We start from the raw sequence: 12,903 nt of genomic DNA on the forward strand, positions 1-12,903 counted from the left end.
ATGAAAAACACTATTGCAAGAGGAAAAGAAGGTCTTAACCGATGACCAATGATAATGTAGTATATGGGCATATATACCGATATTATGATATTACAGGAAGTTCTCAAGTGATTTTGAGAATGAAAAAATTACTAAAACTATACCATGTTATTGGGCTTGTATAGAATTAGTTTTGTATGTGATTATTTTTTATATTTTAAACGGGTCTTTGCCTTAAATCTTTTTGACTTCAGGTTGATAAGTTTCAGGTCATACAGGTCCAATTGATCAGGCAGTCAAGAGACCCGGTCGAGAAATCAGGTCGAAATTATGAATGAAATCGATATTGTGAGGGCAGTTACAGAAGAAGGGTATCAAATAAGCCCGCTGGCAGTAGAGCTAATCAAATCAAGTAACTCCCCTGAAAACCTTCTAAAATATATCCTCTCAACTATTGATGACTGTATTTTCGTTATCGAACCCGAACATATCGACCTGAAAGGCTTTGAATCTTCGAAAACAGTTTTCGGAATTACTTCCGGGCAATCCCCTCTTACACTCTCTAAAACACCATCCGGCAGCATGCCTGGGAGCAGGCCTTCAGATGAGATTTCCTCTCCCGCCCTGGAACCCGTAAATTCTGAAATGCTAAAAGTTCCTGACCCTTTTTCAAATGCTCTTAAGGAAGCAGGATTAACTTCAAGTGTTGAGCCAAAAGTGGTTTCCGGGTTTGATGTACCGGACAACAATCCCGAAAAAGATTTTGATGTTCTCTCTTCTCAAGAGCCTTCTATTGATTTTTCTGCTAAATATGTTGTTAAGTCAGTTGCCGATTCTATTGCTCCTGAAGTTGATCCTGTTTCCAATTCTGTTAATGAGCCGCAGTCTTCTAATTTTGTCACTGCATCAACTGTTAATTCTGCTCGTGGTTCTCTTTCCAGTTCTGTCATTTCCTCTGCCTCTTCAGAAATGCAGGTTTCCTCTTTTTTCGGGCAGGCAGGCTCTACTTCTCTTTCTGCTACTAACCGTGTTTCCAGGACAGACTCCTTTTTCTCAAACAAGGGAAGTGTTTTTCCTTCAAGTTCCAGGGCAGAAGGAGTCAGGCATATTTCAGGCCTTAACCCTGTTACCGTGCTTTCTGATATCACCGGGCATTCTACCTGTGTTGGGGAGTACATGCAGTTTGTGCAGTACTTCAGGGATAGGTACAGCAGGCTCTCTGAGATTTTAAGGGGCAGGATGAATGCGCGCCCTATAGAAAGTTTGAAAAGGAGGAGTTTTCGCCGAGGATCAGATGGAGGTACCGAGGAGCTGGCTATCATAGGAATGATTTCAGATATCAGCAGCACCAATAACGGGCATAAAATTCTTTCTCTTGAAGACTCTACAGGTTCTTTTTCAGTGCTTATCCGAAACAGCGACAAAGAACTCTTTGAACTGGCTTCACGGCTTCTTCTGGACGAGGTTATCGGAGTAACAGGTTCGGTGACGAATGACGGAAGCCTTATGATGGCTACAAAGATCCTCCAGCCGGATGTTCCTAACAGCGTCCAGCGCAGGACGGGAAGCTACGGAAAAGCTGTACTCATCTCGGATGTGCATGTAGGCAGTTCTCAGTTTCTGGAAGAAGCGTGGCTTGATTTTCTGGACTTTTTAAAAGGAGAATCTGATTCGGAAGAGATGCGGGAGCTTGCTGCCCAGGTCCGTTATCTCGTTGTTGCAGGAGATCTGGTGGATGGAATTGGAATTTATCCGGACCAGGAAATGGAACTTGATATTCTGGACGTCTATGAACAGTACAGAAAAGCGGCAGAGTATTTCAGGGAAGTTCCCAAACACATCCATGTGATTATAAGTCCGGGAAATCACGATGCTGTACGCCAGGCAGAACCGCAGCCCGCCCTGCCTGAGAGGATCTGTGCAGATTTTCCGGGGAATGTCACTTTTGTAGGCAACCCTGCTCTTGTGGATCTTGACGGCGTTCGAATCCTTATCTATCACGGGAGGTCGATCGACGACCTGGTGGCAAGCATTCCCGGAGTTTCATATCATGAGCCTGCAGGTGCAGTCCTTGAAATGCTTAAGCGCAGACATCTTGCTCCAACATATGGAAGCAGGGTTTCGATATCCCCGGAAAAAAAGGACTATTTCATTATTGACCCTGTTCCTGATATAATCCACACAGGGCACGTCCACACACTGGGGGTCCAGCGCTACAAAAATGTCCTTCTGGTAAATTCCGGTACCTGGCAGGCACAGACTGAGTTCCAGAAACGTGTAAATCTGATGCCAGTGCCAGCTCGTGTTCCGATTGTGGATCTTGCGGATTTTGATGTGAAAATCCTGGCGTTCGATTAAATAAGGTAGGTTGAATTGGATCAATTAAATCAGGTTTTAGAACCTGAGCGCTCTAATGTTTGGGAATTCTAATTCTCTGCTTATAGTTCCCTGCAGTTCTCTAAAATTATTTTCCGATCCTTATATATACCACAAAGAATTAATATCCGGAAAATGCCGCTTGAAGAAAAAAAGGAAGAACAGGAAAATTCCGGAGAGAGCTTGCCGGAAGTCCTGGAAGAAAGCCGGGGTGAAGAGCAGACTTCTCTTCCCTTTGATATCCCTGATTTTGAGACCCTTCTTAAAAAGCAGGGCTATGCCCTTGCAGGTCGCCATTCAGCAGTGAAGACCTGTCTCTGGCTTAGAAAAGCCATGAACGACGAAGGTTTCTGCTATAAATCGAAATTTTATGGGGTCCAGTCCCACAGATGCCTCCAGATGACTCCAACTCTCATGTGCAACCAGCGTTGCCTTTTCTGCTGGCGCCCGACCGAAGTGCCTGTCCCTGCACCCGGAGAATGGGATTCTCCTGAAAAAATAGTTGAGGAAAGCATTGCCTGCCAGCGCAAATTGATTACAGGTTTTGGCGGTTCCCCAAATGCGCTCAGGGAACGCTGGCTTGAGGGCAATGAACCGAATAATGTTGCAATCTCTCTGTCCGGGGAGCCGACTTTTTACCCTTATCTCCCGGAACTCATTGAGGAATACCAGAAAAGAGGATTTACTACCTTTATGGTAACAAACGGGACTGTCCCTTCGATGCTTGCAAGGGTCAATCCTTCCCAGTTATACATGAGCCTTGATGCTCCTGACCTTAAGACCTATCTCAGGGTCTGCCAGCCGAAATCTCCTGAACTCTGGAACAGGATAAACGAGTCTCTTGAAATAATGAAAGAGAAATCCTCAAGAACAGTCATCCGGACCACTCTGGTTAAGGGTGAGAATATGTTTAATCCAGAAGGTTATGCAGATCTGATTAAAAAAGCCTCGCCGGATTTTGTTGAAATAAAAGCCTATATGCATCTTGGCTTCTCTCGCCTTCGACTGGACCGCTCTGCCATGCCGACACATTCAGAAGTGCTTGAATTCTCAAAAGAACTTGCAAAGCATCTGGGGTATAAAATAGCTGATGATTCCGAAATAAGTAGGGTTGTCCTGCTTTCAAGAGACGGAAGAAAATCTCCCGTAAAAAAGGCTTCTTGCTAAGGTTAAATTCTTACATCTTATCGTTTTTTAACTAACTTTTTTTATCTAATCTCTGCTATTAAGAAACCTACTTTCAGAAAGCCAGCAGACAAGAAGATTTTTATAGTTGCTTGAATATATAAAATAAGTTAGGGGATAGAAACAAATATAAACCTAAGTTTCAATTAGGGTATGATCCCGGTAGAGGATAACTAATCTAAATTAAACAAACTTTTAACTATTACATACAGTCTGAGTAAGATTATGTCTCATATCTAGTGCGATCACAAGAGTGTGAAACCTGTCAGTTTTGCACAGCATAAATGCAGGCTTTAGCGAATGGCTTATCGGCTTGCTGGGATGCTGGCTTCTGAAAGGTATACTTCTCACTCTAAGGTTCTTCGCGTTTCAGACGGTTTTTATACCCGGATTTCGGGTGAGACGGGAACTCACTGTGTGATTTATCCTTATCAAGTTCTCCAGTTATCCGTTGTATGCAACCGATATGCTAAACAAATATTCTACTTAATAACTAAATTTATAATGTCTGAATTTACTACGGTTAAATTCAGCTGGCTAACAAAGCAACTTAAAATTTCAATTTGCTAACAAACTCACGATAATCACGAATCATACTGCTTTATTCATTGGGGAATTTCTAAAATGACTGAACAATCCGCACACGAAAAATATGAATTTAAAAAGAAGCTTGAAGGACTCAGGGATAAGAAAGGAAGAAGTACTGAGCTTATTTCCCTTTATATTCCTCCTGACAAGCAAATTTTCGATGTTACAAACCAGTTAAAAGATGAGCATGGGCAGGCTGCAAACATCAAGTCCAAGCTCACGAGGACAAATGTGCAGGGAGCAATTGAGTCTCTGCTCTCAAGGCTCAGATACCTTGACAAAGTGCCTGAGAACGGAATAGTATACTTCACAGGTGCTGTGGATATCGGAGCCAACAAGACAAGCATGGAAAGTGAGGTAATTGTTCCTCCTGAGCCCATCACTGTTTACAAGTATCACTGTGACTCATCTTTCTACCTTGAACCTCTGGAGGATATGCTTAAGGATAAAAGCACCTTTGGGCTTCTGGTTCTTGACCGCAGAGAAGCAACTATAGGGCTTCTGGTGGGAAAGAGAATCCAGCCCTTCCGCAACCTGACTTCAACGGTTCCAGGAAAGCAGAGGAAAGGAGGTCAGAGTGCCCACCGTTTCCAGCAGCTCAGGCTCATTGCAATCCATGACTTCTATAAGAGGATAGGAGATGCTGCAAGTGAGGTCTTCATGTCTGTTGACCACAAAGACCTCAAAGGTGTCCTGATAGGAGGGCCCTCTCCGACAAAAGAAGAGTTCTATGCAGGGGAGTTCCTGCACCACGAGCTCATGAAGAAAATCCTGGGGCTCTTTGATACGGCATACACCGACGAATCAGGGCTTTCAGAGCTTGTTAATGCTGCAGGGGAAAAGCTTCAGGACCTTGAACTCATGGGACAGAAGAATGCTGTCAGAGCCTTTTTCAAGGAACTTATCTCCGATTCGGGTAAGGTAGCTTATGGAGAAGCCCAGGTCAGGGCAAATCTCGAGATCAATGCAGTGGATGTTCTTCTGCTTTCCGAAGACCTGCGTGCAGAAAGAGTAACTACTAAATGCAGCGTCTGCGGATATGAAAATAAGTGGACACGGCGCTGGAAACCTGGAGAATCTGCTCCTGCAGCTGGAAATTGTCCCAAGTGCGGGTCTTCCCTTGAGGTTACGGATGTTACGGATGTTGTTGACGAATTCTCAGAGCTTGCTGACAAGAGTAATGCAACGGTGGTTTTCGTATCCACAGACTTTGATGAGGGTTCCCAGCTCATGAACGCTTTTGGCGGCATAGCTGCAATCCTGAGGTACAGTACCGGAGTCTGATCTCACTCAGGGGCAAAGTCCCCTACCCGGTAATTTTTACCCAATACTTTTTTAATTAAATTGTCCTTTAGATCAATGGATCAGGAGTTTAAATCAAAACAATCACACTAATCAGATCCTAGATCAACATTATCGATCAATAGATCAGAGTTTGACAGATTAAATCTATCAATGTAAGGATTAATCGAGCAATTTTAGTTTTTTACAGATAATTTATACAGGTGATCTATCTTGTTCCTGGAACTCAAAGCTCAGGCTACATCAATCTTAAAAGAAGCTATTCGAAAGGTAGGATTTGAGGTTGAGGATTCCGAACTCCAATTCGAAACCTCTCCTCATGCTGACCTTGCGAGCAGAGCCGCATTCAGGCTTGCAGGCATTTACAAGCAAAACCCAAAAGATCTGGCATCGCGCATCGTATCTGCAGTTGAAATCCCAGAAGGCTCCTATGTAGGGAAAGTAAATGCCGCAGGTCCTTATATCAATTTCTTTGCAGGCAGACACTATCTTGACAGAACAGTAACCGCTGTCCGTGAAGAGAAAGAAAAATTTGGCTGCGGAGCTCCAAAGGACAGAATTCTCCTTGAGCATACCTCAGCAAATCCAAATGGTCCTCTTCATGTAGGGCATATTCGCAATTCAATCATCGGAGATACTCTTGCCCGCATCCTCAGGCGTGCAGGATACGATGTGGAAGTTCAGTACTATGTTAATGACATGGGCAGACAGATTGCCGTAGTTTCCTGGGCATGTGAACGCTTTGAGCTTGATCTTTCCAGAAAGTCCGATTCTGCAATTGCTGACGTATATATTAAAGCCAATGTGGAGCTGGACAAAAACCCTGAATACGTAAAGGAAATTGACGCGCTTATGGAAAAGGTAGAAGCCGGGGATGCAACGACTATTGAACATTTTAATAAGGCAGTCTCTCTGGCTATTGCAGGAATCAAAGAAACTTTGCTCCGCTTAAATGTAGTTCATGATGAGTTTGTAAGTGAGTCCACTTTCCTTAAATCCGGAGCAGTACACAAAATTGTTGAACGCATAAAGGCTACCGGCAGGACTAAAATGGACAAAGGAGCTCTTGTTGTCGATCTTTCGGATTACGGGTTTGAAAAGACCCTTGTCATCCAGCGTTCAAACGGCACTTCCCTCTACACAACCCGCGACCTTGCCTATCACGAATGGAAAGCCGGGCAGGCAGACCGCATAATTGATGTTTTCGGAGCCGACCACAAGCTTATTTCCGGACAGCTAAGGGCTACCCTGAATGCTATCGGGATTAAAGAGCCCGAAGTTGTGATCTTTGAGTTTGTTTCTCTGCCTGAAGGTTCCATGAGCACCCGCCGCGGGCAGTTCATAAGCGCAGATGACCTCTTTGACAGGGTCACTGAAGCTGCCTTTGAACAGGTCGAAACCCGCCGCCCCGAGACGTCAGCCGAGTTTAAGAAACAGGTTGCAGAAATGGTAGGGATAGGTGCAGTCCGCTATGACATTGTGAGGGTTTCACCCGAGAAGTCCACGGTCTTTAACTGGAAAGAAGCCCTTGATTTTGAGAAGCAGGGCGCCCCTTACATTCAGTACTCTCATGCCCGCGCATGCAGCATCCTTGAGAAAGCAAAAGAGGAAGCAGCCTGGAATCCTGAAGAAAAGATTGATCCATCTTTACTTGTCGAGGACAGTGAAATCGATCTTATTAAAAAGATGGCAATGTTTGACAGCATAATCGACCTTGGAGCACGTGAACTCAAACCCCACATTCTTGCGATCTACGCCCGTGAACTTGCCGATGCCTTCAACCAGTTCTACCGCTTCGTTCCGGTTATCGCAGCAGAGGATGAAAAAGTCAGAGCTGCAAGGCTTGCTCTTGTGGATTGTGCAAGAATTGTCCTTGCAAACTCTCTTGATACCCTGGGAATTGGCGCTCCTGAATCAATGTAAAAAAGAATGAAGAAACGAAGGTAACTGAGATGCAGGAGTAAGAGAAAAGAAAAATATTAAAAATACCCTTTTACTTTCTTTTCTCTCTTCCTTTGATTTATTATCCTGATTTTGATTTGCTATTCTGATTTTGTATTTTGATTTTCCTTTAGAAAAATGATATATAGTAGCAGTAGCAGAATTTTGTATACGACATCTTCTAGAAAAATATAAGATCTTATATAGCAAACAGATATTACTCTACAAATTGCCATTGCAGAGATAAGTATGATTACAATAAACGAAGCTTTCCGGAAATTTTTGAGTGAGCAGGAAGATAGTCTGAAAGCTGATGCCTTCCTGGACTGCGAGGACGTGATTCTTCTTTACGAGGAATTCCTTGAACTGAATGCTGAGGATTACCTGTCAGAAGAAGACAGAGCCCTTTGTGCCACCCGACCTGATGATAACAAAAATTACTTTGATGTTTGTAGCCCAGAACAACTTAATCCCGATGGGATTAAAGATTTTCTTGAAGATTATGTGGTTGAGGTTGGAGGAGGCAAAAAGTTTATTGGGACAGCTGCAAAGGTTCTCCAAACTTTCTTTGAGTGGGCACTGGAAAAAGGTTACATCGAAGAGAAAGCCTTCGAGGCAAATAGAGAAGTACTCGCAAAGTATAAGAAAAGGTATTGAGTGCCAGGAAAAAAGGGAAAATTATATTTTTGGCGTAGTCTTTTTCTTTTTCCTCCTCTTTCCTTTATAATTCTTTATGCCCTTATTCTCCATATTTTACAGTTAATTTATCTCAATCTATTCTAAAACTTTTTTTGGTATAATTTCGCTCATTTTTATGCCACCAATTAGATATCATCTAATAAAAGAGGCCTTTTTGTCGGAGAACCAGCTGGTTTAAGAACTTTCTTGCGTCTGGACTCATAAGCTTCTCCTTTGACGCTTACAAGGTATTCAAGGGAACTCACTCCATTTATTGACAGAGGACGCTTTTCTTTGTTTCTGTGTTCCAGAATCGTTTTCAGTAATGGATATTCCTCAATATTTTCGTTTTCATATCTGGAAACTTTGATTAGAAGCCTTGAGATAAGAGGATTTTTGAAATATCTTCCCCATATAGGGTTATCCACTTTTTCATCATAGTAACTGTGAACAAATTTCCTGTAATGAAGAAACTTCTCATATTTTGAGCGCTCTTTCAGAGGCTTCAGGTTCAGGAAATCAGTAGTGCAGTCTATTCTTTTAAGTATTTCCAGGTTCCCTGAAAACAGGCAGTCTCTGGCGTATTTTTTGTAAAGGTTACAGTTTATCCTGCACTCTACCGGAACTCTTAAAAAGAACTCAATCAGTTCGGTGTCACATAACGGAATTCTCCATTCGTATCCAAAAAACTCATAGACTCGGACCGAATTGTAGATAAATTTAGGCTGCCTTTCGTTAGAATCAAAATATTCTATTGCATTTGCAAATGTTTCTTTGTCTTTGATTTCAAGTCCTGATGTTGATTTGTTTATCCTCTGCTTGAAGATATTTTCGAGTCTCTGCCCATAAGGCCACAGATTATAGTGTTTTTTCAGAGAGGCTGTAAGATAGGCTTCTGAATCGAAATTCGTTGAATCGGGAATATGAGTGCCGTATCCGGTGTGTCCTGGGACGAATACTGAATTTTCCGGAATTTTCCCCTGGATCTTCAGCTCTTTTACGGCTGGAAAATCCTGCATATGCGGTAAAGACGACAGATTTCCAGCCAATATACGGAATAAATCGGCTTCTTTTGAATTGTAATAATCATGCCATTTTTTCTCAGTGGATTCTACGAAAACCCACTCATACCCAAGAGCTTCTGCTACATGTTTGCTTATTTTTGATTCCCTGCTGCCTTTTCTTCCATAACTCATACATATAACATCATTGACTCCAAGCCTCTTCAGCATTGCAACAATGATGCGCGAATCAAGCCCGCCGCTTAAAGGCACAACCAGCTTCTTTCCCTGCTTGCTGGTACTTTCTATAAGCCTTGAGAAGGCGTTTACAAAAGTTTGATCAAGCATTTCAATCAATCTGGCTTCAGGCAGGTCGTAATAATCTCCATGTAAAAATTTAAAATAGCAGCAGGATTTTAGATACATTTCATTTTTTTGATAAATTAAAAATTCTCCGCACCTTATCTGCTTTATGTCATCAAAAAGGGTCTCATTGCCAGTAACATAACCCACGACCATGAATTCTGCTGCCTTTTCTTCGTTCAGGCGTGAGTTAGTTTTATCTTTTAAGTAGTAGGCACTGTCTGATATAATGAAGCTGTTTTTTGTTTTTAAGTAAAACAAAGGAGTACTTCTTGTTTTGTCAGCAGTACAGAACATAATATCTTCAGTTTCAGCAACAAATGCAAACTCCCCATTTAGCTTCTTGAGAAAATCTCCGATTTCTTTTTCTTTATCCTGCCCTTCTTTACATATTAAAGGGAACATCAACTCGGCAAGTTTTTCTGGACTCAGAAGTTTATTTTCGAAAAAAACATTTCCTTTAAAATAACATTCGGCTCCCTTGAGTTTTATTTCTCTCCAGGGATAATACTCATTCAATAGTTTTATTTCAGTTTTCATAACCCACACTCCCAAAATTTCTGATTAAATACATAACTATGGTTGAATGCTGAGGCTTATTTCGATAATATCAGGATCTTCTTTAGTCCTTTTTTCAGAAATAAACTCTTATATTACCATTATATTATCTAGAAAGTGATTTACATTTGAAGATCTAACACACACTTTATTTTAAAGTAGTTAAGCTGCTTTTTGGCTATTTTCCCCCAATCAAGCCTTAATTTTGTTCCCCTATAATTGTCGCTTTATTCTTATTGAATTTTCAGGGCAAAACTCTTAAAATTCCTTTTTATTACATAATCCTCAATGGTTTAAATTTCTTTTTATATTCAAATAAACAAATAATTTATACTGTTACTGTTAAAAAAGTTTGTTATGTATTTTTTTAGATTTATTACCCAGAGTAATTCCAATACTTATAATACTTTATTGACCTTACATACCAGATATGCAGGAGATCACTTTTATTGATGGAGGCAGCCTCCCCACGCCAGAAGGCCTTACAAGGGAATGGGTGAAAGCTGCAGCCGAAACCCGAACAGAGGATGAAAAACTCTTTTCTCTGGTAAGGGAGGCATTCCGGAGAAAAATAGATGTTGGGGTGCATGTTCCCACTTATCCGCAGTTCAGGGATATGATCGGGCAGTTTCTGGACATCATCAGAGACGAAAAGAATTGCTATGAGCCCTATGTTTTAAAGGAAGAGAACGCAAAAATCCTCGAGCTGGAGATAATTGATGAGGTTGCAAAACAGTACAGGGAAGAGACAGGAGAAACCCTGGAAGTAAGGGTTTGTGTTGCCGGTCCTACCGACCTTTACCTTCAGGCTTTTGGGGCAACTGCTTTTGCAGACGCGTATCATATCATGGCTCTTGATATTGAGAGTTTCATAATACAGGCGTTTAAAGCTGCAAAAAACTTTAAAATCAAGGTTATAGCTCTGGATGAACCGAGCCTTGGAATGAATGACAAAATCCATTTTTCTGACTCTGACATTATCTCTGCCCTTACTCTGGCTTCTACCTACGCACGAAAACAGGGAGCCGATATGGAGATCCATCTTCACTCTCCATTAAAGTACAAACTTGTTTGCGAGACCCCTATCAATGTTATCGGGTTTGAGTACGCTGCAACTCCTTCTTACATAGAGCTTTTAGACAAAAAAATTCTGGAGGACTCTAATACTTACATAAGGCTCGGAGTCTCAAGGACTGACATTTCTAGCCTTATAGGCATGGTTAACGAGACCTATGGAGTCAATGCCTGGAAAGAAAAAGAATACATGCAGAAGATCGTCACTGAAATGGAAACTCCTGATCTCGTACAGAAACGGCTTGAGAAAGCCTACTCTATTCTTGGAGACCGTATAAGATATGCAAGTCCTGATTGCGGGCTGGCGTTCTGGCCGGACCAGGAACTTGCATTCAGGCTGCTTGAAAATACGGCAAAAGGCATCAACGCATTTAATGCAGAGATGAAAAACCGTTAATAATTACGAAAATAAAAGTTCAGAAAAATGAATGATTCAGTAAAAAGGAGTAACTCAGGAAAATAACGCTGGATATGAGATTTACTGTTTTAATTTGAGAAGATCCTCTTATGGCACTTCTCATCTGTTATTTTATACTTTTACTGTTTTTCCAATAATAATAAATCCTTACAGGTCTACTAGAGATCATGCAAGAAATCATCTTTGACGACATAGGAAGTTATCCACTCCCTGAAGGAGTCAGTAAGGAATGGATCAAGAATGCCTTTAAAACGAGAGCAGAAGATGAGAAACTTTTTACTGTAATCAATGACGCCTTTCAGCAGAAAATCGATGCAGGCGTAGAGGTTCCGACTTATCCCCAGTATCAGGACATGAACGAGCAGTTCCTGAAGGTTATCCGGGATTCTAACTGCACAGAGAGTCCTTTTGAGGTAAAACTGGAGTGTGCAAGGATCGAAGAGCTTGAGGCTATAGAAACGGTCGCAAAGGCCTACAAAGAAAAATTCGGGGAGACCTTAAAGGTCCGAATCTGCGTGACAGGTCCAACTGAGCTTTACCTGAAAGAGTTCGGAGGCACCAGGTATACGGATATATATACTCTTTTTGCTAAAAGCATAAACAAGTTCGTCCGCAACTCGATGAGATCTGCAAAACACTTCAAGATTGCAACGGTTTCAATTGACGAGCCGAGCATAGGCCTTAACCCTGAACTCTCATTTGACGAAAACGACGTTATCTCTGCCCTTACCGAAGCTTCCAAATCCGCCAGCAAATGGGGAGCTGATGTGGAGATTCATCTTCACTCGCCGCTCTATTATAATTTTGCCTGCGAGACCCCTACAATCAATGTGATAGGTGTAGAATCTGCCGGTACTCCATCCTACCTGGAGCTCATTGACAAAAAAGTCCTTGAAAATACTGATTCTTTCCTGAGACTCGGAATTGCAAGAACGGATATCTACTCCCTGGCAGGAATTCTCAATGAGAAGTACTGTACAAACATCTGGAAGGATCAGCAGTACCTCCCTGAAATAGTTTCGCAGCTGGAAACTCCTGAAGTCATTGCAAAAAGGCTGAAGCTGGCTTACAGGCGTTTTGGAAGTCTGATTAAATATGTGGGTCCTGACTGTGGTCTGGGTGCATGGCCCAACCAGAGAATAGCTTTTGTCCTGCTTTCTAACGTTGCGCAGGGTATCAAAAATTTCAGGGAAAATCTTTAACCCTGAAAAACTTTCTTTTTGAAAACCGGTTGAGAATCAGAAATTTCTCCAGGCTGTAATCAGTTCAGATCTCACTTTTCTTTCCAGTAGAAATTCTACTAAATCCTGAAAATCTCATAAAATTGGTCTACTGATGCTAAAACACAGTAGAAATTAAGGGGTGGTCTTTTTCATTTTCCAGTCTTTTCCAGCAGCTTTTTAATCGATTTAAGTATTCTGACTGGACAAGGTTTTTGAC

General features: G+C 41.8%; 8 protein-coding genes. 7 read left to right on the forward strand and 1 reads right to left on the reverse strand.

Annotated elements, in window-relative coordinates:
* The first annotated feature begins 309 nt into the window (after positions 1-309).
* The 5 genes from PLL47_RS06575 to PLL47_RS06595 all read left to right on the forward strand — a co-directional run bounded on the left by PLL47_RS06575 (position 310) and on the right by PLL47_RS06595 (position 8,028).
* Complete coding sequence (locus PLL47_RS06575; protein WP_324445398.1) at positions 310-2,337, forward strand: DNA-directed DNA polymerase II small subunit; 2,028 nt, start codon at positions 310-312, stop codon at positions 2,335-2,337.
* Between the two features lie 153 nt (positions 2,338-2,490).
* Positions 2,491-3,522 (forward strand): 4-demethylwyosine synthase TYW1, encoded by a 1,032-nt coding sequence (gene twy1, locus PLL47_RS06580; RefSeq protein ID WP_324445399.1) that lies wholly within the window; start codon positions 2,491-2,493, stop codon positions 3,520-3,522.
* Between the two features lie 642 nt (positions 3,523-4,164).
* The gene (prf1, locus tag PLL47_RS06585; protein WP_324445400.1) at positions 4,165-5,412 is read left to right on the forward strand and encodes a peptide chain release factor aRF-1; all 1,248 of its coding nucleotides are present in this window, start codon (positions 4,165-4,167) and stop codon (positions 5,410-5,412) included.
* Positions 5,413-5,643: 231 nt separating this feature from the next.
* A complete protein-coding gene (gene argS / locus PLL47_RS06590) occupies positions 5,644-7,353 on the forward strand; it encodes an arginine--tRNA ligase (RefSeq protein ID WP_324445401.1) in 1,710 nt (569 codons plus the stop codon).
* A 267-nt stretch (positions 7,354-7,620) separates the two neighbouring features.
* Positions 7,621-8,028: a hypothetical protein gene (locus PLL47_RS06595; RefSeq protein ID WP_324445402.1), complete on the forward strand. Its 408-nt coding sequence runs from the start codon at positions 7,621-7,623 to the stop codon at positions 8,026-8,028.
* A 167-nt stretch (positions 8,029-8,195) separates the two neighbouring features.
* Here PLL47_RS06595 and PLL47_RS06600 read toward each other — a convergent pair whose 3' ends face one another.
* Positions 8,196-9,953 carry an asparagine synthase-related protein gene (locus PLL47_RS06600; RefSeq protein WP_324445403.1) on the reverse strand — a complete coding sequence of 586 codons (1,758 nt, stop codon included), beginning with the start codon at positions 9,951-9,953 and terminating at the stop codon, positions 8,196-8,198.
* Positions 9,954-10,401: 448 nt separating this feature from the next.
* Between PLL47_RS06600 and PLL47_RS06605 the strand changes: the two genes are divergently transcribed.
* A complete protein-coding gene (locus tag PLL47_RS06605; protein ID WP_324445404.1) occupies positions 10,402-11,442 on the forward strand; it encodes a methionine synthase in 1,041 nt (346 codons plus the stop codon).
* 188 nt (positions 11,443-11,630) lie between these two features.
* Positions 11,631-12,665, forward strand: coding sequence for a methionine synthase (locus PLL47_RS06610; protein ID WP_324445405.1), 1,035 nt, complete (start codon positions 11,631-11,633; stop codon positions 12,663-12,665).
* The last annotated feature ends 238 nt before the right edge of the window (positions 12,666-12,903 follow it).

Source organism: Methanosarcina sp. (genome assembly GCF_035390745.1).
GTDB lineage: Archaea > Halobacteriota > Methanosarcinia > Methanosarcinales > Methanosarcinaceae > Methanosarcina.